The organism is Hyphomicrobium sp. DMF-1 (assembly GCF_027886585.1).
Classification (GTDB): domain Bacteria; phylum Pseudomonadota; class Alphaproteobacteria; order Rhizobiales; family Hyphomicrobiaceae; genus Hyphomicrobium_C; species Hyphomicrobium_C zavarzinii.
Genome location: NZ_CP115706.1, coordinates 3,290,827 through 3,313,623 on the forward strand (window position 1 = coordinate 3,290,827; position 22,797 = coordinate 3,313,623).

22 protein-coding genes are annotated in these 22,797 nt (G+C 62.0%); 10 read left to right on the forward strand and 12 right to left on the reverse strand.

Going from position 1 to position 22,797, the window contains the following annotated elements:
* Positions 1–3 precede the first annotated feature (3 nt).
* The 5 genes from ispH to crtD all read right to left on the reverse strand — a co-directional run bounded on the left by ispH (position 4) and on the right by crtD (position 6,878).
* Positions 4–987, reverse strand: coding sequence for a 4-hydroxy-3-methylbut-2-enyl diphosphate reductase (gene ispH / locus PE058_RS15145; protein WP_271028790.1), 984 nt, complete (start codon positions 985–987; stop codon positions 4–6).
* A 146-nt stretch (positions 988–1,133) separates the two neighbouring features.
* Positions 1,134–1,973 (reverse strand): response regulator, encoded by an 840-nt coding sequence (locus tag PE058_RS15150; protein ID WP_020086092.1) that lies wholly within the window; start codon positions 1,971–1,973, stop codon positions 1,134–1,136.
* Positions 1,970–4,267: an ATP-binding protein gene (locus PE058_RS15155; RefSeq protein ID WP_026868055.1), complete on the reverse strand. Its 2,298-nt coding sequence runs from the start codon at positions 4,265–4,267 to the stop codon at positions 1,970–1,972. The genes PE058_RS15150 and PE058_RS15155 overlap by 4 nt, the downstream gene beginning before the upstream one ends.
* 191 nt (positions 4,268–4,458) lie before the next feature.
* Positions 4,459–5,340, reverse strand: coding sequence for a hypothetical protein (locus PE058_RS15160; RefSeq protein ID WP_271028791.1), 882 nt, complete (start codon positions 5,338–5,340; stop codon positions 4,459–4,461).
* Positions 5,337–6,878 (reverse strand): 1-hydroxycarotenoid 3,4-desaturase CrtD, encoded by a 1,542-nt coding sequence (gene crtD / locus PE058_RS15165; RefSeq protein ID WP_271028792.1) that lies wholly within the window; start codon positions 6,876–6,878, stop codon positions 5,337–5,339. Before crtD ends, PE058_RS15160 begins: the two co-directional genes overlap by 4 nt.
* A 106-nt stretch (positions 6,879–6,984) precedes the next feature.
* Here crtD and PE058_RS15170 point away from each other — a divergent pair, with 106 nt between their 5' ends.
* From PE058_RS15170 to pufM, 10 genes are all read left to right on the forward strand, one after another.
* Positions 6,985–7,854 (forward strand): polyprenyl synthetase family protein, encoded by an 870-nt coding sequence (locus PE058_RS15170; RefSeq protein WP_020086088.1) that lies wholly within the window; start codon positions 6,985–6,987, stop codon positions 7,852–7,854.
* Between the two features lie 10 nt (positions 7,855–7,864).
* Positions 7,865–9,037, forward strand: coding sequence for a methyltransferase (locus PE058_RS15175; protein ID WP_271028793.1), 1,173 nt, complete (start codon positions 7,865–7,867; stop codon positions 9,035–9,037).
* A 95-nt stretch (positions 9,038–9,132) separates the two neighbouring features.
* Positions 9,133–10,065, forward strand: a complete 933-nt coding sequence (bchC, locus tag PE058_RS15180) for a chlorophyll synthesis pathway protein BchC (protein ID WP_271028794.1) — start codon at positions 9,133–9,135, stop codon at positions 10,063–10,065.
* Positions 10,062–11,078, forward strand: a complete 1,017-nt coding sequence (locus tag PE058_RS15185; RefSeq protein ID WP_271028795.1) for a chlorophyllide a reductase iron protein subunit X — start codon at positions 10,062–10,064, stop codon at positions 11,076–11,078. Before bchC ends, PE058_RS15185 begins: the two co-directional genes overlap by 4 nt.
* 21 nt (positions 11,079–11,099) lie before the next feature.
* Positions 11,100–12,728, forward strand: coding sequence for a chlorophyllide a reductase subunit Y (bchY, locus tag PE058_RS15190; RefSeq protein WP_020086084.1), 1,629 nt, complete (start codon positions 11,100–11,102; stop codon positions 12,726–12,728).
* A complete protein-coding gene (gene bchZ, locus PE058_RS15195) occupies positions 12,728–14,179 on the forward strand; it encodes a chlorophyllide a reductase subunit Z (RefSeq protein ID WP_271028796.1) in 1,452 nt (483 codons plus the stop codon). Before bchY ends, bchZ begins: the two co-directional genes overlap by 1 nt.
* Positions 14,180–14,654: 475 nt before the next feature.
* Positions 14,655–14,885, forward strand: a complete 231-nt coding sequence (pufB, locus tag PE058_RS15200; protein ID WP_020086081.1) for a light-harvesting antenna LH1, beta subunit — start codon at positions 14,655–14,657, stop codon at positions 14,883–14,885.
* A 12-nt stretch (positions 14,886–14,897) separates the two neighbouring features.
* Positions 14,898–15,083: a light-harvesting antenna LH1, alpha subunit gene (gene pufA / locus PE058_RS15205; RefSeq protein ID WP_026868052.1), complete on the forward strand. Its 186-nt coding sequence runs from the start codon at positions 14,898–14,900 to the stop codon at positions 15,081–15,083.
* A 122-nt stretch (positions 15,084–15,205) separates the two neighbouring features.
* Entirely contained in the window at positions 15,206–16,048 is an 843-nt protein-coding gene (gene pufL, locus PE058_RS15210) for a photosynthetic reaction center subunit L (RefSeq protein ID WP_020086079.1), read from the forward strand.
* A 15-nt stretch (positions 16,049–16,063) separates the two neighbouring features.
* A complete protein-coding gene (gene pufM, locus PE058_RS15215) occupies positions 16,064–16,999 on the forward strand; it encodes a photosynthetic reaction center subunit M (RefSeq protein ID WP_271028797.1) in 936 nt (311 codons plus the stop codon).
* A 330-nt stretch (positions 17,000–17,329) separates the two neighbouring features.
* Here the strand turns inward: pufM and hemA are convergent, their stop codons facing one another.
* From hemA to PE058_RS15250, 7 genes are read right to left on the reverse strand one after another with little or no spacing between them, the layout of a single operon-like run.
* Positions 17,330–18,562 (reverse strand): 5-aminolevulinate synthase, encoded by a 1,233-nt coding sequence (gene hemA / locus PE058_RS15220; RefSeq protein WP_271028798.1) that lies wholly within the window; start codon positions 18,560–18,562, stop codon positions 17,330–17,332.
* Positions 18,563–18,577: 15 nt separating this feature from the next.
* A complete protein-coding gene (gene puhE, locus PE058_RS15225; protein ID WP_020086076.1) occupies positions 18,578–19,438 on the reverse strand; it encodes a putative photosynthetic complex assembly protein PuhE in 861 nt (286 codons plus the stop codon).
* Between the two features lie 9 nt (positions 19,439–19,447).
* Complete coding sequence (gene acsF, locus PE058_RS15230) at positions 19,448–20,512, reverse strand: magnesium-protoporphyrin IX monomethyl ester (oxidative) cyclase (protein WP_020086075.1); 1,065 nt, start codon at positions 20,510–20,512, stop codon at positions 19,448–19,450.
* Positions 20,509–20,814: a hypothetical protein gene (locus PE058_RS15235; RefSeq protein WP_051113812.1), complete on the reverse strand. Its 306-nt coding sequence runs from the start codon at positions 20,812–20,814 to the stop codon at positions 20,509–20,511. The genes acsF and PE058_RS15235 overlap by 4 nt, the downstream gene beginning before the upstream one ends.
* Positions 20,811–21,266, reverse strand: coding sequence for a photosynthetic complex assembly protein PuhC (puhC, locus tag PE058_RS15240; protein ID WP_026868050.1), 456 nt, complete (start codon positions 21,264–21,266; stop codon positions 20,811–20,813). Before puhC ends, PE058_RS15235 begins: the two co-directional genes overlap by 4 nt.
* A gap of 7 nt (positions 21,267–21,273) precedes the next feature.
* Positions 21,274–21,933: a photosynthetic complex putative assembly protein PuhB gene (puhB, locus tag PE058_RS15245; protein WP_020086072.1), complete on the reverse strand. Its 660-nt coding sequence runs from the start codon at positions 21,931–21,933 to the stop codon at positions 21,274–21,276.
* Positions 21,930–22,775, reverse strand: coding sequence for a PRC-barrel domain-containing protein (locus PE058_RS15250; RefSeq protein ID WP_271028799.1), 846 nt, complete (start codon positions 22,773–22,775; stop codon positions 21,930–21,932). Before PE058_RS15250 ends, puhB begins: the two co-directional genes overlap by 4 nt.
* Positions 22,776–22,797 lie beyond the last annotated feature (22 nt).

Genomic DNA, 22,797 nt, shown 5'->3' on the forward strand with positions numbered 1-22,797 from the left:
CTGTCACCTTCCGATGCCGCTCGCCGCCCGCACGGCTCCATCCAAGAACCTGTCCGGCAGGCGAAATCGTACGGTCTCTTTCCGGCCGTCCATTTCCTCAACACTCACGGATCTCAGCTCGCTCATTCGTACGACGAGATCCTGCACCAGCCGCTCCGGCGCCGATGCTCCTGCGGTCACGCCGACAGTACGGACGCCCTTGAGCCAGTCCGGATCGAACGCGAGCGCGTCCTCAATCATGTAGGTGGGCACACCCCGCGCCTCGCCGATTTCTCGCAGCCGATTGGCGTTCGAGCTGTTCTTCGAACCTAAGACGAGAAGCAGGTTGATGCGGTCGACGATGCTGGCGATGGCCGCCTGGCGGTTCTGCGTCGCAAAGCAGATGTCGCGGGTGTCCGGCCCGACGATGGAAGGAAAGCGCCCCTTCAAGGCTTCGACGGTTTGCCTCACGTCAGTCAGACTGAGCGTCGTCTGCGTGACGTAAGCTACTCGCGTGGCGTCCGCGACGTCTATCGCGGCGACATCCGCCGGCGTTTCCACGAGGTGAATTTTCCCCATAACGCCAATTTGGCCCATCGTGCCCTCGACCTCGGCGTGGCCGCGGTGGCCGATCATCACGACGTCATAGCCCTGTTGGACATAGCGACGTCCCTCACTATGGACCTTGCGGACGAGAGGGCACGTTGCATCGACGACGTCGAGAAAACGCTGCTTGGCCTCCTCCTCCACGGATGGCGAAACGCCGTGCGCGCTGAAAACTGTCGTCGCGCCTTCGGGGATATCAGCGATCCGATCGACGAAAATCGCGCCTCGGGCGCGCAGGTCCTCGACGACACTCTTGTTGTGGACGATCTCGTGGCGAACGTAGACCGGCGGTCCGCTGAGCTCGAGCGCACGCTCTACGATCTCAATCGCGCGAACCACGCCCGCACAAAACCCTCGGGGTCTAGATAGTATGACAGTTATATGTGTCAACTTCTCTGACATGCGCTTTTATAGCATCGGCGCGCGCCGTTCGTCACCTGCCAAAAAAAATGCTCGCCCAGTTCGGGCGCGCGCGCCCGAACACAAACTCATTGTCACCGGAATCCAGGGGGACCCAAGTGTTGCGAAGGCAATCGTCAGAAGAGTTGTCAGTGAAGCGTTTCGTCGGAGGCTTTGGGCGGATTGACCTGCACCAACAGATCCTGAAGGCAGGTTAATGCGCGTTCGAACTCGCTGAACGCGCACATTTCAGCCTTCCAGAGATCTCCGATCAGTCGCGCCGCCGGTGCGACGTGCGACTTGAATAGCATCTCCAGCGTTACGCTGGGAGTTTGCAAGCGCTCGACCAGCGCCGTCGCGGCGGCCGTGTCCTGGGAGAGCGCAAGCCGCGCAAGCTCCGCAATCTCGTCCGATAGAGCCGCTGCCGCGTTTTCGGAGGACGAATGGCCGTGCGCCAAAAGCAGCCTCGGAATGATCTCGGCCTCGATGGCACGGATCAGCTGCGAGCGATCCAGAACCGGGAGGTGGCCGGGCGTGCGCGAGTCGGCTTTGCTGCTGGAGGTGGCCGACGTGCGCGACGCCTTCTCAAGCCAATAGCTCGCCAATGGCCCGATCTTGCGCTCCCAATCGTCCAGCTCGAACGGCTTCACGACATAGGCATCGGCGCCGGCATGCTGACAGAACTCGATGTCTCGGGGGTGGGACGACGTCGAGAGCACGATGACCGGCACCTGCCGCTTGGGATCGTGATCGCGCACGGCCTTCAAAACCTGGCGGCCGTCGATACCAGGCAGATTGAGATCCAGCAGGATCAGCGTCGATTTTCGCTGGAGCGGGCAACTCGCGCCGAATTGGCTGATGGCGGTGCCGCCGGTCGTGAAGCGTTCGAGTTCAGCGTCGATTTTTGAGGATTTCAGCGCGAATCTCAGGGCCATGAAATCCGTGTCACTGTCCTCAATGGAAATGATCTTGCCCTTGCCAGCTGTCATCTGGATGCCTCCGGGCCGAGAGTGAAGAAGAACGTCGAGCCTTCGCCGACCGACGACTCCACCCACAGCCTCCCACCGTGACGCTCAATCGTGCGGCGGGCAATCGTGAGCCCCGCCCCTGTGCCGCCGCCGAACTCGTCTTGCCCATGCATGCGGTGAAAGATCTCGAATATCTGTTCCTTGGCCGCGTCGGTAATACCGATGCCGTTGTCTCTCACAAAATACCGTTTCCGTGGCGCTTCCTCTACGACAATCTCCTCTACGCCGATTTCGACGATCCGGTTTGGTTTGTCGTTGTACTTGATTGCATTAATGATGAGATTGGCGAAAACCTCCTTCAGCCTTACCGCATCGCACAACGCAGTTCCGAGCTGTTCCGCACGCCGAATTTCCGTCGCGGTATCAGTGATCAACCGCCGGCACGCCAGAAGGGTTTCATCGAGCAGCACATCCAGGTCGGCATTCTGAAGCGACAGCTCGGTGCGCCCGGTTCGCGAATATTGAAGAAGCGATTCAATAAGATCGTCCATCCGGCGGGTTAGCCGCAGGATCGCATCCAGTTGCTGACGGCCCTCCTCCGTGAGTTGGTCCTGCTCGCCCCGCTTCAGGAAACTCGCCAAGTGATGCACACCCCGGAGGGGCTCCTTGAGATCGTGCGATGCCGCATAGGCGAAGCTATCCAGCTCGACGTTCGCATCAGCCAATTGCCGATTGAGGCGTTCGATCTCCTCGGCGCGGGACGCTATTGAGCTCATCAGCGCCTGCCGGAGGTGCTCGACAACATCCTTCTCGTCTTTGCGCCATGGCTCGCTCCGGCCGGTGACGCTCTGCTTCCACAGCGCAAACGAAGCGCGAGGTTGCAATCTAACCTCTCCATCCGTTTCGCAGATCTGCATCGGCTTTTTCGGGTCACCAGCCCAATTCACGATTTCGATATGCTCGGGCCTGAACCAAAGGAGCATTTCTGTGGTGTGCGCGGCCAGGCGGGTTGCAAGGACGCCACTCGCCACGGACTTGTAAGCCGCCGCTGCGGGATAGATTTCCGACAACCTGTCAGTGGCAATGACCGGAAGGTTCTGGTCGGCAACCCATCGCACCAATTCAGCGGTCTGCTCGGATGTCGGCGTCAGTCCGATCAAGGACAACTTCCCGCGCGAGCTTACAGCCGCTCCTTGCGCCGGAAGCAGGCTCAAAAGGTTCAAATTGCGGTCCTGAGATCCGAGCGAGCTGTGAAGGTCGGGGTCCTGCCGCGCCTCCTCGACCAATTGGTCCGCGACGGCGCTCATGCGGAAGCGGGTTTCGTAGAATTCAGAATCCTCTTTGCCCGCCATGAGCAGCGAAACCATGTGGGAGAGAAACTCGGCCGCCATGCGGACCTCGTAGGGCACGTGGCGAGGACCGCTGTGATGCATGGCCGATATCAATCCCCACAGCACCCCTTCCTTCATGAGCGGCATGACCATCGTCGAGTGCACGCCCATATTTTTCAGGTATCCGGCGTACATGACGGAAACGCTGCGCAGGATCGAAAAGCTCATGTCGATCGGGCGCCCCGTGACGGGGTGAACATCGGGAATGAGGGGGACGGCGGTGTAGTTGACGTCAGGCAAATGCCGAAGCCAGCTCAGCCCGAAAAGACGCCGGGCAGGCGCGGGAATGTCGGTCGCCGGGTAATGCAGGCCAAGATAGGGCTCGAGATCCTCTCGCTTCGCCTCCGCGACGACGTGGCCGCTGCCGTCTTCCGCGAACTTGTATGCCATGACGCGGTCGTATCCCGTGAAGGCTCGAATACGGTCTACGGCAAGGTCGTGAAATTGCTGAATCCCCCGGGCTTTTTCCAACTTCGCGATGCTCTCCCGAACGTCGGAATAGAGCTGTGTGCTGGCCGGCTCCGTGGCGCTCGTAATCGCCTCGAGCTCGAGAATAAGCACACCGTCGCAACGGTGGGCGAAGATGTTCACGCCACTGGTCGAGCCGGCGAAGCTTTCGCGCACGACATGAACGGGGCCATACTCCAGCGCCATACGGTGCATGCGCTCGAGCATTTCCGGCGCGCGTTGGCCGAACACATCGGCGATCGACTTGCCAAGAAGGTCCTTTGCATCAACGCCTATGATTTCCCTGCAGTTGAGGCTCGCCTGCTGGATGCGAAAGTCCGGCTCGTCCACGATGAGCATAGCGCCGTGACCTTGCACAGCACCGGGATATTGAATTAACTCACGGTCGCAGTTAGAGAAATCGACATTGCGAGCCGTGACGAGATCGCTGCTCGACGGTGATTTTGCGCGGGACATGGCAGCCTCAAGCCTGCAAGCGCAGGCCGGCGTCGGCACGTGCGACCGCGTCGGGCCAAATTCGGCGCAAGTTCGTCTCCTCCGAGGGGGCTCTTTTGGAGAGCCCGTGACGTATCGTCATCGTCATTTGCCCGGCTGTCAAGCCAACGAGACGTCAGGAAAGCCGACCCGCTGGCGGGCCGGGGCAGCGCTCAGCGGGGGCGGCTTTTGAACCTCGGCATTCTGAACGGCAACATCAACCGCACCACCGGATTGCTGACACGATCCAGCGAAAGGGATTCGTGGATCCACGACAAGCGCTCGCCTTCCATGGTGCTTTGAATCAGGCTCCTGGCATAGAACGGCGTATCCTCGAGTGTCTTGACGATACGGGGCGGAGCATCCCGGCAGGAGCGCATCGCGCGCGGCATGCGCCAGACGATCGACGGCGGCAGCTCTGCCTCCGATGGAGGCTCGAAATCCTTATGCTCACCCGTCTCGCTCAATTGCCGGGCGATTGAAAGCCGCGCACCGTCCCTGCGCTCCGCGTCGTAGATCACGTGCGTGCGGCGCCCCGCGTGAGCGCGCGCCCACGTCCAGCGCCTGAATGCGCGCTCAAGGGGTTCGCTACCCCAGTTGCGATCGAAATACGCGTTGCCGGTCCAGCTCAAGAGCGGCTGCTCGAAGGCGACGTGAATTCGGGCGTGAGGCGCTACGGGCCGCCAAAGATGGGCTCCCCGACCGTCCAGCGCAACGGACGCGCAGCCGGGTGTGAAGTCTGTGACCGTGACAGTGCCTTTGATGATCCGGGGCAGCGGCACGGTGCGCTCGTCAATCGAGATGGTGAGCCTGCCTTCCTCCCACTGGAGACCGCTGGGTCCGATAGCGAGACTGGCGGGCGATCGCATCAGATCGGCGCGAGGCCGTTCCGTCATGCACCAGCGTTTTCCGTGGTTTCCGTACAGGGCCAAGTTGACGGCGCAATGCTGCGCGGGATCGCCGCTGCCGAAGCGTCGGTTGAAGGCATAGTAAGGGGAGAACACGCTGCCGATGAAGGCAATCAGCGTCAATGCGTTACGGCCGTCGTCGCTCAACGCATCGATGTACCACCAGGCGTAACCGCCGTGCGGAACTTCGACGTCGAAACCAGGTCCGAAATCACCTGCGCCGCGGCCAGCCGACCCGAAATGGCTGCCATCGGCACCCCCGGCCCCGGATGCGTCCCTCCCCCCGCAAGATAGAGCCTCGGAATGGGCGTCCTGGCCGTTGGCCGCGTGAAGGACGCCGTCCAGCCGTGAGACGCCTGGCCGTAGAGAGCCCCGCCCGTGGCCGGAAACATCCGCTCGAAGTCCCATGGTGTCGTCACCTCCGTCCGGCCGGCGCGGGCCTGGATCGAAAGTCCGCACCGCTCCAGCACCGCGAAAGCCTTCGTTCGGCATTGCTCGATCTCCGATTTTTCGAACTTGCGGGTGTCCCCGATAGCCGGAGCGTTGACGAGGACAAGCAGACGTTCCTCACCCTCAGACGAGGTGCCGCCGCGATCGTCTCTGTCCTGAGCGCAAACATAGACCGTAGGCTCGGCGATGAGTTGCTCGCGACGGAAGACGTCGGCGAACTCGCGCTCGTAGTCGCGCGAGAAAAAGACGTTGTGGCGCGAGAGCGGAAAGCCGCTCGTCTCAGCGACCATCGACCAAGTGACGGCAGAAAGTGAACGGCTCGACCGCGGCACGTACGCGGCCGGCGCGACACTGTCACCGAACCGGCCGTCGTGGACAGCAGCCGGATCGCCGTTCAGAACGATGCCGTCGAAACTCATAAGTTCGCCGGTCGACAACTCGACCGCGGCGGCCTGGCCCCGGCTCATATGGATCTGACCAGCTTCGGTTCGGTAGCGGAAAGAGACGCCCCACTGCTGGCAAAGCCGTGCGAGCGCTGTCGCCAGCCTGTACATGCCGCCGCGAACCAGCCAAACGCCGGATTGCTCGACGTGCGCGACAAGCATCAGCGTTGCGGGCGATTCGAACGGAGACGAGCCGCAGTAAGTGGCATAGCGTCCGAAGAGCTGCCGGAGGCGAGGATCGTGAAAGTGATCCCCGAGTGCTCGCCATAGCGTCTCGAACGGAGAGGTTCGCCAGAGATCACCGATCCCCTTGAGTCCTCCACTCATCGCGAGCGATACCGGACTCGGCTTCGGGGACAGGATGAACGGCTTTTCGAGCGCATCGTAAGTCAACCTCGCCCGTTCGCAGAACTCCAGATATCGCTTGGCCTCGGCGGGGCCTGCAAACTCCCCAATCGCTTCCGCATTCCGTTCGACATCAGCGACGAGATCGAGGCGATCCGTCTCATTCCAGGCGTGCCGCGCAAGGATTTCAGCCCTTACAAGATCGAGCTCGTCGCCGAGGACGGCTCCAGCATCCTCGAAAATCGCCTCGAACACCCACTTCATGGTGAAGACTGTGGGACCCGAGTCGATCGCGCGCCCGTCGATCAGGATCTCCCGCATCTTCCCGCCGGGCGACGCCGCGCGTTCGACTACGAGAACCTCGCACCCCTGCCGCGCGAGATCGAGCGCAGCGACAAGCCCGCCGATCCCTGCGCCTACGACGATGATCTTCGGGGCCTGAGCCACGCTCCACACCAGAAAGAAAAAAGCATTTGCCAATGCGCTCAACGATTGTCAATATTATTGGACATATATTGATGACTTGCAATATGGACAGCCATAGGTGACAGACATGTTTCCGATCGACCGGATCGAAGCTGCACTTGAGAATTCTCTGCTTGGCCCGTGCTCTGCTCCTTGCCCTCCCCGGCTTTCCGCGGCCCTGAGATACGCGGTTTTTCCCGGTGGCGCGCGCGTCCGTCCGCGTCTCTGCCTCGCCGTTGCATCAGCATGTGGCGATGACAAGCCTGCGCTTGCCGATGCCGCCGCGGCCTCGATCGAGCTCATTCATTGTGCATCGCTCGCTCACGACGACCTTCCATGCTTCGACAATGCCGCTATGCGTCGCGGAAAACCTTCTGTGCAGAGCGCCTACGGAGAGCCGCTCGCGCTGCTCGTCGGCGATGCATTGATCGTCGCAGCATTTGAAACGCTCGGCAGGAGCGCCGCAACGGAATGCGCACGCGCCGCCGGCCTGATCGGCATCCTGGCCAAGGCTTCCGGCGGGCCCGGAGGCATCGTAGCGGGGCAGGCATGGGAGTGCGAGGACGAGGTTTCGCTGGCGCACTATCACAGCTCGAAGACTGGCTCCCTGTTCGCGGCGGCGACCCGTGCCGGCGCCATGGCGGCGGGACATGATGCCGAGGCCTGGAGCAGGCTCGGCGAACTGCTCGGAGAATCCTATCAAGTCGCAGACGATATCTGCGATCTGGTTGCAAGCGCAGAACAGCTCGGGAAGCCGGTTCACCAGGATAGCCTGCTCGGCCGACCGAACGCCGTGGCGGAACTCGGGATCGATGGCGCGGTTGCGCGCCTCAAGCGGCTGCTTTCTAACGCCATGGACTCGGTGCCCCCCTGCCCCGGACAGGCCGAGCTCAAATCCCACATCCTCGATTCCGCGCGCCCTTACCTGCCGAAGGAGCTCGCGCGCGCGGCAGCCTGAGAGGCCAAGTGTGGCCCGAAACTCCAAGCTCGGACATGCCGTGCAAGAGAGCGCTCCGAGATCCGGCCTTATGGATCGCCTGCTGCGGGCGCGCGACCGCCTTCTCGCAAGCGAGAAATTCCAGTCCGCTGCTGCCGCGTTTCCCCTGTCGCGGCCTATCGCGCGCGCCAGAGCCAGCGCCTTGTTCGACCTTTGCGCCGGCTTCGTCTATTCGCAAATCCTTTCCGCCTGCGTCCAGCTCAGGCTTTTCGATCTGCTGCTCGAGGGGCCGCTCACGATCCCGGAGATCGCATCGCGGAGCGGCCTTCGTCCCGAGGCGTGCGACCGGCTTGCAACCGCCGCAACGGCCTTGCGGCTTCTCGAAAAGCGACATGGCGAACGCTATGGACTAGGCGCGCTCGGCGCCGCCCTCGCCAACAATCCGGCCCTGACACAAATGATAGAGCATCATTCGGTGCTCTATCGGGATCTCTCCGATCCTTTGGCGCTCTTGCGAAACGAGGCGCGGAACACGGGGCTATCCAGCTACTGGGCCTACGCAGGCAGCGCACAACCCGTCGCCCTGGCGCCGGAAGAGGTGCAGGCCTACAGCATTCTGATGACGCGGTCCCAGCCGCTGGTTGCTGCCGAAGTTCTGGACGCCTATCCCGTGGCCCGGCATCGCGTGCTGATGGATGTCGGCGGTGGAGAAGGCGCATTCATTGCCGCGGCGGCCGAGCGCGCGCCTGGCCTGCATTTCAAGCTTTTCGATCTGCCGGCAGTCGCGCAGCGTGCAATCGCCTACCTTCGAGAACGCGGGATCGATGAAAGGTGCCAGGTCCACGAAGGCGATTTTTTCCGCGAAACACTTCCGGGTGGGGCCGACCTCATAACCCTCGTGAGGGTAGCGCTCGATCATGAGGACGAGAAAGTTTTGCGCCTTTTACGCAATGCCCGCGCCGCGTTGACGCCGGGCGGCACCCTTCTCATTGCAGAGGCGATGTCAGACCCGGATGCAGGCGAGCGCATGGGTGCGGCCTATTTCGGATTCTATCTTATGGCGATGGGGCGTGGCCGTGCCCGCACACGAGGCGAATTAGAGAGCCTTTGCAAGGATGCAGGCTTTCGTGACGTGACACACATGCGCGGACGCGGCGTGCTTGGCACCGGAATAATAGCGGCGAAGACCGGATTGACTGTATAGTTTGCTTGACACTTTGTGTTGTCCGTCCCAACATACACCAACTGAGCTTGGGTGACAGAACACTGTCGGCACCCAAAACGTCGCGGAACATGGCAATGGACAGCATCGCGATCGTTCTCGAGAAACCAAGGCAGCTGGCGCTGAGCCACCTGCGCTTGCGTGCTCCTAGCGACGAGGACGTGGTGGTGGATGTCGAATGGAGCGGCATCAGCACCGGCACCGAACGCCTGCTGTGGTCCGGCCGGATGCCGCCATTCCCCGGCATGGGATATCCACTCGTTCCAGGCTATGAAACCGTCGGTCGCGTCGCGGCTGCCGGATCGGCGTCCGGCCACGAGACCGGCGTGCGCGTGTTCGTTCCGGGTGCGCGCTGCTTCAGCGACGTGAATGCGCTTTTCGGCGGCGCCGCATCGCGGCTCGTGGTGCCTGGCAACCGTGTCGTCGAGATCGGAGACGAGATCGGCGAGCAGGGGATCCTGCTTGCGCTCGCAGCTACCGCCTACCATGCAATCAAGGGCGGAAGCCTGCCTGACCTCATCGTCGGTCATGGCGTTCTGGGCCGGTTGCTCGCGCGCCTCACCCTTGCCCTCGGCGGCAACCCGATCGTCTGGGAGACAAATCCAGATCGCAGAACCGGCTCGTCTGGCTATCAGGTCGAGGACCCTTCGTCCGAACCGGCGCGGCGTTATAGTTCCGTATACGACGTCAGCGGAAGCTGCAGCATCATAGATAAGCTCATCGAGCGGCTCGCTCCGCGCGGCGAGATCGTTCTCGCCGGCTTCTACGCCGATCCGATCTCGTTCGCATTCCCCGGCGCCTTCATGAAAGAGGCTCGGCTTCGAGTCGCAGCGGAGTGGCAACCCGACGACCTCGTCGCGGTGAAGGGGCTCGTCGAGACCGGGCGGCTTTCGCTCGCCAGCCTGATCACCCATCGCCATCAGCCGGAGCACGCGCAGGCTGCCTACCTGACGGCTTTCGAAGACCCGGCTTGCCTCAAGATGATCCTGGATTGGAGAACCTGCCAATGAGCGGCTGCGGAAACATATCGTTCACGCCGGGGAAGCTTGCCGTGCAGGATTTCCTGCGAGCCGAGGCGGCCATCGAGCCCGACCCCGTGTCGACGTCGCCGCCCACCAAGGAGACACAGATCATCGCCATCTACGGCAAAGGCGGTATCGGCAAAAGCTTCACTCTCGCGAACCTCTCCTACATGATGGCGCAGCAAGGCAAGCGCACGCTCCTGATCGGCTGCGATCCGAAGAGCGATACGACATCGCTTCTGTTCGGCGGACGCGCCTGTCCAACCATCATCGAGACCTCTTCGAAGAAGAAGCTTGCCGGCGAGGACGTGAAGATCGGCGACGTCTGCTTCAAGCGCGACGGCGTGTTCGCCATGGAGCTCGGAGGCCCGGAAGTCGGGCGAGGCTGTGGCGGGCGCGGCATCATTCATGGGTTCGAGCTGCTCGAGAAGCTAGGCTTCCACGAGTGGGGCTTCGACTACGTCTTGCTCGATTTTCTCGGCGACGTCGTCTGCGGCGGGTTTGGCCTGCCGATCGCCCGCGACATGTGCCAGAAGGTCATTGTTGTCGGCTCCAACGATCTGCAATCGCTCTATGTGGCCAACAACGTCTGCTCGGCGGTCGAATACTTCCGCAAGCTCGGCGGCAACGTGGGCGTGGCGGGAATGGTCATCAACAAGGATGACGGCACCGGCGAAGCCGAGGCGTTCTGCAAATCGGTCGGCATACCGATCCTCGCAGCCATTCCTGCACACGACGACATCCGCAAGAAGAGCGCGAACTACGAAATCATCGGGCGGCCCGAGTCTCACTGGGCTCCGCTGTTCGAAGGCCTGGCGCTGAACGTCGCCGAAGCACCGCCCGTGAGGCCGCATCCCCTTTCGCAAGACCAGCTTCTCGGACTGTTCAAGGGCGATGCGGTGGGCCGCGGCGTCGTGCTCGAACCCGCGTCGCAGGAAGACATGCGCGGCGGAATAGCGATCACGAAGCCTTCACTCGAAGTTTTTTACGACACCGTTTGAACCAGGGAACCGGTCACACCCATGACTGACCGCCTGCCAGATCAATCGTCGACGCCACATGAGAGCGGCGAGGTCATCTATGATCGCGCCGGCGAAGCCGCCTTAAGCAACGATGCCGATCTCGCGGCGCCGAGAGAAGATGCGCCGCCGATAAATCTCGCGGCGACCCAAGGTGATGGCGTCGGCTGTCATGCCGGCAAGCAAGAGATGCGGCGTGCGGCCGAGAAGGCTGGAAACAGCGAACTGCTTGAACGCTACGCCGCAGACTATCCGGCCGGTCCGCACGACCAGCCGCAGAGCATGTGCCCGGCTTTCGGATCGCTCCGGGTCGGCCTGCGGATGCGTCGCACGGCTACGGTGCTGTCCGGGTCCGCATGTTGCGTTTATGGCCTCACTTTCACATCGCATTTCTATGGAGCCAAGCGCTCCGTGGGATATGTGCCGTTCAACTCCGAGACGCTCGTCACAGGGAAGCTGTTCGAGGATATCCGGGAGGCGGTCTACAAGCTTGCAGATCCGGCGCTCTACGATGCCGTCGTCATCATCAATCTTTGCGTGCCCACCGCGTCCGGCGTGCCGCTGAAGCTGCTGCCGGACAACATCGACGGCGTGCGCATCATCGGGATCGACGTGCCGGGCTTCGGCGTTCCAACCCACGCGGAAGCGAAGGACGTGCTGGCAGGGGCGATGCTGAAGTATGCGCGCACCGAAGCCGAACAGGGCCCGGTGCAGGCTCCGCGCGGCGGCAGAAGCGCCCGTCCCACCGTGGCGATGCTGGGTGAGATGTTCCCGGCCGATCCGATCGGCATCGGCATGCTGCTCGAACCGCTCGGTCTTGCCGCTGGGCCGGTGGTGCCTACGCGAGAGTGGCGCGAGCTCTATGGTGCCCTGGATTGCGCGGCGGTCGCGGCGATCCATCCGTTCTACACCGCCTCGATCCGCGAATTCGAGCACGCCGGGCGACCGGTCGTTGGATCGGCTCCGGTGGGCGCCGACGGAACCGCCGATTGGCTCGATGCCATTGGCGCCGCCTGCGAGATTCCGGCCGAACGGATCGCGGCAGCCAAAAACCGGATTCTGCCCGCGATCCACGGGGCTCTATCGAACAAGCCGATCAAAGGACGCATCACGCTCTCCGGCTACGAGGGTTCTGAGCTTCTCGTGGCGCGACTGCTCGTCGAAAGCGGCGCGGATCTTCGCTACGTCGGCACCGCGTGTCCGGCAACGAAATGGTCCGAAGCCGATCGCGATTGGCTTTCGAGCAAAGGCGTGCGGGTCGCATGCAGGGCTTCGCTCGAGCAAGATCTGGCTGCGCTCGAGGAGTTCGAGCCCGACCTTGCCATTGGGACGACGCCGGTCGTTCAGATGGCCAAGCAGAAAGCCATCCCCGGGCTCTACTTCACCAACCTCATTTCCGCGCGGCCGCTGATGGGCATCGCCGGGGCCGGATCGCTTGCGCAAGTCGTCAACGCCGCCATCGCGGGCAAGGCGCGCTTCGACACCATGAAAGCCTTCTTCGAGGGCGTGGGCGAAGGCTTCACTGCCGGAGTTTGGCAGGAGGTTCCCAAGGAGCGCCCGCAGTTCCGGGCCGAGTATCGCCGCCGCCTCGAGAAAGAGGCAAAGAAACGCAAGGCCGAGGAGATGATCTGATGCTCATCCTCGACCACGATCGCGCAGGCGGATACTGGGGATCGGTCTATGCCTTCACGGCCATAAAGGGCCTTCAGGTCATTATCGACGGACCTGTCGGCTGCGAGAACCTGCCCGTCACCTCGGTTCTGCATTACACCGATGCATTGCCGCCGCACGAGCTGCCCATCGTCGTGACCGGATTGGGCGAAGAGGAGCTCGGCCAGACCGGCACGGAAGACGCGATGCGCCGCGCGCACAAGACGCTCGATCACGATCTGCCGGCCGTCGTCGTGACAGGGTCGATTGCCGAGATGATTGGCGGCGGTGTGACGCCCGAAGGAACCAGCATACAACGCTTCCTGCCTCGCACGATCGACGAGGATCAGTGGCAGAGCGCCAATCGCGCCATCTATTGGCTGTGGACGCAGTATGGGCGCAAAAAAATCCCCGAGCGCAAGCCGCGCAAGGAGGGCGAAAAGCCCCGTGTCAACATCATCGGCCCGATCTACGGTACGTTCAATACCGCCTCCGATCTCGCTGAGATCCGGCGTCTGATCGAAGGAATCGGCGCCGAGATCAACATGGTTTTTCCCCTCGGAAGCCATCTCGAGGATGTCGGCAAGCTGGTCGACGCGGACGTCAACGTGTGCATGTACCGTGAATACGGACGCATGCTTTGCGAGGCGCTCGAGCGGCCTTACCTGCAGGCCCCGATCGGTCTTCATTCGACAACGAAGTTCCTGCAGACACTCGGCGCTTTGACCGGCCTCGATCCCGAACCCTTCATCGAGCGCGAGAAGCATACGACGATCAAGCCGCTTTGGGATCTTTGGCGGTCCGTGACGCAGGATTTCTTCGGCACAGCGACCTTCGCGATCGTCGCAAACGAGACCTATGCGCGCGGCGTGCGCAATTTTCTCGAAACCGAGCTCGGATTGCCCTGCACCTTTGCCTTCGCCCGGTCGGCTGGAAGCAAAACCGACAACGACTCGGTGCGAAGAGCCGTGCGAGAGAAGCCCCCGCTGGTCCTTTTCGGCAGCTTCAACGAGCGCATGTACTTAGCCGAAGCCGGCGCTAAGGCGATCTTCGTTCCAGCGTCGTTCCCCGGCGCCATCGTGCGCCGGCACACGGGCACACCTTTCATGGGATACGCCGGGGCGACCTACCTCCTGCAGGAGGTCTGCAACGCGCTGTTCGATGCTCTCTTCAACATCCTTCCGCTGGGAACCGATCTCGACAAGGTCGAAGCGACTCCGGCGCGCCTTGCTCCCGAAATTCCATGGGACGAGGAGGCGAAGACCGCTCTCGACGACATTCTCGAAGCTCACCCGGTGCTGGTGCGCATCTCTGCAGCCAAGCGTCTTCGCGACGCCGCCGAGAGAGGTGTGCGTCAAGCCGGTGAGGGGCGTGTGACCGCAGCCAGAGTTGGCCAGGCTCATGCTGCGCTCATGGAGGGCCACTCCCTATGAAGTCTCCCCGGCTCTCACCGCCCACTCCTTCAACGGCGCGGCCTTCTCCATCCAAGGCACAGGCGCCGAAGCATCCGTGTTCCGTCGGCTCACATGGTTCTACTGGGAGGTCGCAATGGCAGACACGTTGTTGAGAGAAGCCACGACTCACGCGCGCCACGTTTCTCGCGAGAGCCTTGAGTACCGCCTCATATTCGGCGTTTGTTTCATCGTCTTCCTGCTGGCCGGATTCATAGAACGTCTTTTGCCGCCGAGTTGGCGAACGTCAACGCGCGACATGAGACCCCCGCTCACGCTCCTGCAACAAGCCTGGGGAGCAGCGGGAACCTGCACGGCCTACGCCTTCAAGGGCTAGGCGAGCATTTCATCCGGAGACGTTCTCCGGACGAAAGGGCCGCCTGAAACTCAGGCGGTCACTCCAGCCGCGCGGACGTGCGCGGTAACGACTAGGAGGAACTCGAAGGGAGAACTGAGAATGGCAGTAGATGACAGGCGGGCCGGATCTTTATCCGGTTTGACTGAACAGGAAGCGAAGGAATTCCACTCGATATTCATGACGAGCTTCATCCTGTTCACGATCGTCGCGATCATTGCTCACATCCTCGTCTGGATGTGGCGCCCTTGGCTGCCCGGACCCGGAGGCTACTCGTCTCTGACGGACGGCCTGACGAACGTGGCTACTCTGATCACCACGCTAGCCACATAGGAGGAAATGGACATGTGGCGACTTTGGCTTCTGTTCGATCCGCGGCGTACGCTGGTCGCACTCTTCACGTTTCTGTTCGCGCTGGCATTGATCATTCACTTCATCTTGCTCAGCACGAACAGGTTCAACTGGCTCGATGGCCCCGGCGCGGCACCCGCACCGAAGGCCGCAATCGAGCTTCCGGTGAAGCCGGTTTAACGCCGGCTAGCGCCACGGACGCGGCCCTTCCGGTGGCCTTGACCCATCGTGCGGGGCCCGTCCGTAACTCAACCGGCTTGGAAGATTGGCATAGCGCCTAACGCAATCGGGGAGGACCACCGATGGCAATGTTAAGCTTTGAGAGAAAATACCGCGTCCGTGGTGGCACTCTCATCGGCGGAGATCTGTTCGATTTCTGGGTGGGACCGTTCTACGTCGGCTTTTTCGGGGTTACGACAATACTGTTCACGATGGTCGGCGTGGCCATGATCCTCTTCGAGGCATCGCTTGGACCGACGTGGAGCATCTGGCGCATCAGCGTCAATCCACCGCCGCCAGAGTTCGGCTTGTCTTTCGCCCCGCTCAAGCAGGGTGGAATCTGGCAGATCGTCACCGTGTGCGCGATCGGCGCATTCGTTTCGTGGGCGTTGAGAGAGGTTGAGATCTGCAGGAAGCTCGGCATCGGGTATCACGTCCCGATCGCTTTCTCGTTCGCCATATTGGCCTACGTGACGCTCGTGGTATTCCGCCCGGTTCTCATGGGATCGTGGTCTCATGGTTTCCCGTACGGCATCATCAGTCATCTCGATTGGGTGTCTAACACGGGCTACACCTACGGAAACTTCCACTACAATCCCGCGCACATGATCGCCATCACGTTCTTCTTCACGACGTGCCTGGCGCTGGCGCTGCACGGAAGCGTCATCCTGTCGGCCGTCAATCCCGGCCGCCACGGAATTGAAAACGAGCCCGTGAAGACGCCCGACCATGAAAACACGTTCTTCCGGGATACCATCGGCTATTCCATCGGCACTGTCGGCATCCATCGGCTTGGGCTCTTCCTTGCACTGTCCGCAGTGTTCTTCAGCGCCGTGTGCATCATCATTAGCGGCCCGCTCTGGGCTGAAGGCGATGCCTGGGTCAACTGGTGGGACTGGTGGCTCAAAATTCCGATCTGGTCTTGATGCGAGGAACGACAAATGACCCAATATCAGAACATCTTCCATCAGGTACAGGTCAGAGGTCCCGTGGAGTTCGGCGTGCCCGCACGCATGGGACTCTGGCCACGCCAAGGCCAGCCCTTCTTTTCCTATTGGCTGGGTAAGATCGGCGATGCGCAGGTCGGCCCCATTCACCTCGGCACGACCGGCTTCCTGTCGATCGTGTGCGGCGTGATTGCGATCGAAATCATCGGCCTCAACATGCTGGCGTCCGTGAACTGGAGCCCGATCGAGTTCATGCGCAGGCTTTTCTGGCTGTCGCTCGAACCGCCACTTGCCAAGCACGGCCTTACGATCCTGCCGCCGCTGAAGGAAGGCGGCTGGTGGCTCATGGCGGGCTTCTTCCTCACAACATCGATCCTGCTGTGGTGGGTGCGGATGTACAAACGAGCGCGCGACCTCAAGATGGGCACTCACGTCGCCTGGGCTTTCGCGGCGGCCATCTGGCTTTATCTCGTGCTCGGTTTCATTCGCCCGATCCTGATGGGAAGCTGGCATCATGCAGTTCCGTTCGGAATTTTCCGGCACCTGGATTGGACGAACCAGCTCTCACTCGACTACGGCAACCTCTTCTACAATCCGTTCCACATGCTCTCGATCGCCTTCCTTTACGGGTCGGCACTTCTGTTTGCGATGCATGGTGCAACCGTGCTCGCCATAAGCAGGTACGGCGGCGATCGCGAGCTCGAGCAGATCACGGATCGTGGCACTGCCTTCGAGCGCGGCGCGCTGTTCTGGAGGTGGACGATGGGCTTCAACGCGACGGCGGAGTCGATCCATCGCTGGGCCTGGTGGTTCGCGGTGCTCTGCCCGCTCACCGGCGGCATCGGCATCCTGCTCACCGGAACCGTGGTCGACAACTGGTACGACTGGGGCCTGAAGCACGGCCTCGGACCCACGACCTATACGCCTTAAGCCCAGGTGCGGAGGCATCTACGGCTCACACCCGCAACCGGAGCGATCAGCTCTTCATCGCTCCGGTAGCAACTCGGTGAGACGCCCGGCCACAGACTCCGGCGGTTCATCGAAATTCCCCTGAACGTGCATCCAACTCGGCGGCGCCCGCATTCCGGTCGCCGCCGTTTTTATGACTGTATGAGGGATGTGCATGAGGGACGCTGAGCGAGATCGGTGTTCTCGTGGCCGGCGCTCTTGGCGCTTGACGGCAGTGCAAGCGGGGCGCGCGAATGCGTGACTGCGCCCCCAATACCCGCTTGAGTAAACAATGGTGCTGCAGGCCGTTCCTTATTCGGCGGCGAGACGGACGTACGTGCCATTGGCCACCGGGCACGCCATCCAGAGCGTCTCGAGCGCGTCAACGAGCTGATCCATCTGCACGTTGCTGTGAACGGGCGACGGCGTGAAGCGCATCCGCTCAGTTCCCCGGGGGACTGTGGGATAATTGATCGGCTGGACGTAGACGCCGTACTCCCGCAGCAGGACGTCCGTCACGGCCTTGCAGTGAGTTGGGTCGCCGACCATAACCGGGACGATGTGGCTCGGGTTGTCGATAACAGGCAAGCGCCGCGCCTTGAGCATAGATTTGAGGCGCCGGGCCCGCTCCTGATGAGACGTTCTCTCGACCGTGCTCGACTTCAGATGGCGAATGCTGGCCAGGGCACCGGCGGCAATTGCCGGAGCGAGCGACGTCGTGAAGATGAATCCGGAAGAGAACGAGCGAATTGCATCGCAGCAGGCGGCGCTTGCGGCGATGTAGCCGCCCATCACGCCGAAGCCTTTGGCAAGCGTGCCGTTGACGATATCGATGCGGTCCATGACGCCATCGCGCTCCGCAATGCCGCCGCCGCGTGGGCCGTACATGCCGACGGCATGCACCTCGTCGAGATAGGTCATTGCGCCGTACTTCTCGGCCAAGTCTGCAATGGATCCGAGGGGCGCGATGTGGCCGTCCATAGAATAGACGCTCTCGAAGGCGATGATCTTCGGGGTGCCCTTGGGGTACTTGCGAAGCTTTGCTTCGAGGTCTGCGAGATCGTTGTGGCGGAAGATGACCTTCTCGCCGCCACCATGCTGAATGCCGGCGATCATTGACGCGTGATTCTTCTCGTCGGAGAAAATGACCGTGCCAGGAATGAGCTTGACGAGCGTGGAGAGCGTCGCGTCATTGGCAACGTAGGCCGACGTGAACAGGAGCGCTGCCTCCTTGCCATGCAGATCGGCAATTTCCTGCTCGAGCTCGACGTGATAGTGGGTCGTGCCCGAGATATTGCGGGTGCCGCCTGATCCGGCGCCGACCGTGTCGATCGCCTCGTGCATTGCCGCTACGACCTTTGGGTGCTGGCCCATGCCCAAGTAGTCGTTTGAGCACCACACGGTAATCTCGCGACGTCCCGACTGGGAATAATGATCGGCAACGGGAAAGCTGCCCTGACGCCTCTTCAGGTCGGCGAACACGCGGTAGCGCCCTTCCTGATGGAGCTGATCCAGATGCCGCTCGAAGATATTATTGTAGGTCATCTTTCCCTCCCGACGTCATGACGTCTTGATTCCGAGTTTCTGCCGCAAAGCGGGTGCGCGACGCGCGATCGGGGCAGGTTCTGCAAATTTCGTTGCTACTGCCGGCGACCCATCGTCTTCGCTTCGCGACGCCAGGCCCCAGCTCCACATTGCCGCCGGCGACATCGGCAGCACGAGAAACCAGTGCTCGACGACGACCAGCGCCATCAGCGCGGCCAGCATCGTGAATGCGGCGACTTGAAACGGGTCTGCGCCGGGCTCGAACGCCATCAGCGCCAGGACCGCCGTCGTCGCGGTCGCGACCGTGATCGAGACCGGGATCAGGAAGTTCATTGAGCGCTTGCGGAAATAGCTCGGCAGATACCGCAGATGCGGCGGCAGAAACTCTTCTGTCAGGTTCGCGACGCCGAGATAGACGTTCAGCTTTGCGCTGAGGCGGGCGATCCACAAAATCAACAGCGTGTACAGCCCGACCTGGTTGGGCATGCCGGAGGTCAAGAGCCAGGCGACCAGCACAGACGCGGCGATGGCAAGCTCATGGTAGATGACGGTCTGGGCAGCCGCCGAGAACCGCGCCCATCCTTTCGCGCCAACCGGGCATTCGCTTGTCCGCGGACCGGTCACGAGGCCCGTGAGAAAGCTCAACTCGTTCCAGGCCCAAATCACCAGCCCGCAGAGGAATCCGCCATACGCGGCGGCCGGCGTCTGCATGTCTCCGATCGCCCACAGGCCAAAAAACGCCATCGCTAGCGCAAGCGTGATCGCGCCCATCGTCAGCGGGTAAGTCAGGCGCGGCATTCCCACGAGATAGAGAACCGCGCCCGTGCTGATCCACCAGGCGAACACGACGAGAGCGATGGCGGCGGCGAAATCCAACGCGAACTCCTACCAGATCGGTGACAGGTGACTGGAAGCCGGCAGCGTGTTGTCGAGCGGGCGCAGCAGGAAGAGCCGGCCAAACACGGCCGCGGCTCGCGCCGAGAGCCACGCGCGTTTCACCCTGCTTTTTACGTCCGTCGCATCCGCAATTTCCGCTATGCTGGCGTTGATCCGGTGGAGCCGGTCCAAGCCTTGGCGGAATGTCGGATTGTCGATGTCGATAACGACCGGGAAGCACTGCCGCGAGATCTCGTTCGTGATCGAGAAAACGCGGTAGTCGTAGTCCGTCGGGTCGATACCGATCGCCTTGTGGAACTCGGGGCGCGCGTGATCACGGACGTACATCGTCGCGTAGACCGCGAGCAGAAAGAAGCGGACCCAGAGCTTGTTGATCCCGGACAAGAACTGCGGGTTCGCGCGCATGAGCAGCGCGAAGGCTTCGCCGTGCCGGAACTCGTCGTTGCACCACTTCTCGAACCACTTGAAAATTGGGTGGAAGCGGCGGTCCGGATTCCGCTCCAGGTGCCGGAAGATCGTGATGTAGCGCGCGTAGCCGATCTTCTCGGATAGGTACGTCGCATAGAAGATGAACTTGGGGCGGAAGAACGTGTACTTCTTGGTCTTGGTGAGGAAACCGAGGTCTATCCCGATGCCGAAATCGCGCAAGGCATCGTTGATGAAACCGGCGTGACGCGCTTCGTCCCGGCTCATGAACTTGAACAGTTCGACGATGTCCGGGTTCTTGCCGCGCTTTTTCATCTCCGCATAGAGCACGCACCCGGAGAATTCTGCCGTCAGCGAGCTTACGAGGAAGTCGAGGAATTCCTTCTGCAAGCCCAATGGCAGACTTTCGAGGTCGATCTTGTCCCAGTCAGCGTTGCGGCGGAAATGGCCCTTGTTGGGATCGGCTCGCATCTCTGCCAGCAGCAAATCCCATTCGCCGCGAACACTGTCGACCTGCATGGCATCCAGCTCATCGAAGTCGGTTGTATAGAAGCGCGGACTTAGAATGGTATTTTTCTGCGCCTCGAGGGTGGTGTCATTCGGGCGGCCGATGGTTTCAATGGTCATAGCTTCCTCCCAGACGAGAAGCTCACTTCATAAAGCTCGGTAAACTCGAGACGCGCGAGCAGGCGCGTCCAGGCCTTATCGAGCCAGTTGGCGCGCGTGACGGTTGCGAGGCGGCGAAGCACGAGCTTCTCGCCGTACGGCACCGTTACCTCGTCGCCATGCACAAGAACCTCGTCACCGACCTCGATCGCGATCTTGCCATCGAGATCCACGTGAGCGTGGAGGCTCTCAAAAGTGTTCTCGATTTCGACCGTGCACAGCACGTCGAACCGTTCTCGTGGTGCAATCAGTTCTGCAATCATTTCGCCTCACTCCCAGCCAGAAGCAGTTTTGCGAATGCATTGACGTTGTCCTTCCCGAACCCGGTCAGCATGATCTTACGGCCTGTCGTGGGGTCGGAAATCGTGAGGCGGCCATCCGACCACCTTGTCAGCATGAAGGGCAGTTCTTCGCCGAAGCCTTTGGACTGCCGTTCTCGCGCCAGTCCGCGCATGACGATCCGAATGAAGCCGTTGGATCCCGGCTCCATCAGCGCGATCAGCTCGCCATTTCCGGCGGCGTGGACGGCAACGGCGCCGTCGGCGCGGTCCATGAAGCGAAGCTCTCGCTGCTCGAGCGGCGTATCCTCGCTCAGCCGCGTTGTGCCGACATCGAAGAATTGCGCGAAGGCCACGGCACAGAGTGCTACGAAGATCAAGGCGCCTGCTCCGGTGAGCGGGAGCGTCGGGAAGCGATTTGCGACATGATCTGTCATGGTGACCTCACGCTGCCGCTTGTCCGTGCGCCACGGGCGCGCCACCCGGCGCGGGCGTCTCGACGCGGACAGGAACGGCGAATGCGTCCGGGAACTCCACGCGGAGCGCCGCAGCCAGAATCTCGGCGACACGAGACGCGTCGGGAATACATCTCAGCATCGGTTGGGGATCACGGGCCCGCCACGGCCGTACGTGGGGCCACAGGACAACCATCGACTGGCGCTTTGGCGCGCTGACGACGAGCGGAATGTCGCCGGTGCCGTCGGAATACACTCTGAGATCGGCGGACTTGATTTGCTTGAAGGGAATGTTGAGCACGATCGGGAGCGCGATGCCGAACCGCATGACGACACGGCGGGTGGTGATCGTGTAGAGCGCCGATCGGGTCGTGAGGGCTGCAAGAGCGGCGAGAAGCGCGAGCGCCACCAACGCGCCCGGAACAACACCGGCGGCAGCTTGCACGGCATCGCGGGTGGTGCCGCTGGCCGACAGCTCGTGCCACGCAAGCACGACCGCCAGAACAACGAAGTAGATCGCGACACCGCTCACATGGAAAGCGCGCCGCGCCAGTGCGACCCATTCCGGCCGCCCCTGCCAGAGGATACGCTCTCCCTCCGGCAGGTGCTCGGGTAATCCAGGAACGGGCTCGCTATCGAATTCTCTCACAGCAAGGACTCCCGACGCTGCAGCGTTGCGTAAAGCGTGCCCGCACCGTAGTAGGCGCAGATCTGCTCCTCCTCGAGGAAGGTGACCTGGTTCGCGGTCTTGATCTTCGGGACCTGTGCGAACTGCGAGGCGAGGATCGCATCGACGTTCACCCGGCGGCGGCGGCCATCGATCGAAGAGAACGTCATCGGCAGAAGGACCGTCGTATTGGTTCCTGTGAGCGCGACTTCGAGATAGCGGATCAGAACTTCCGAAACGTCGATCCATACGTCCTGAACGGTGCCAGCCGCCCGGCCATCCGCGCCTATCACAGTCATTCCGCGCGGATCGGGGTCTCTCGGGCTCAAGGTATAATGCTTGTAATGTCCGGAGTTCGGCGGCTCGGGCGCGGTTTCGGTGCCCTGCGTCGCGTGGGTCACGAGTTTCTCGCCCGATGCGATACGGAGCGGAACGATCTTCGGCAGACCCTCGAGCGTCAGATCCGGGGTGTCGGCGCGCAGCGCATAGGCGCCGGGCCCCGCCCCGGAAAGCATCGCATCTCCGACGGGTTCGAGCGGCGCCCCGATGAAGGGGGCCACAGGCTCCGCGCGGTAGTCTATCTGCGGGTCGGATGCGCGTGGCGCCTCGACCGATCCACCATGCGCGAGGAAGAACGTCTTCGGTGACGGGATGGCGGGGAAGTTCAGATACGGCGCGGTGTCGATCCGCTCGTATGCAAGGGGATACCCCTCACGCTTGTCCTCTCGGCGCAGGTACCAGATCAGCCCCAAGAAAAATGCCCAGAAGAAGTAGAGCACGACCTGGGCGACGTCGATGTATTGCGTGATGGCACCCTTTTCCATTTTCTCCACCTAGCGATTGGGT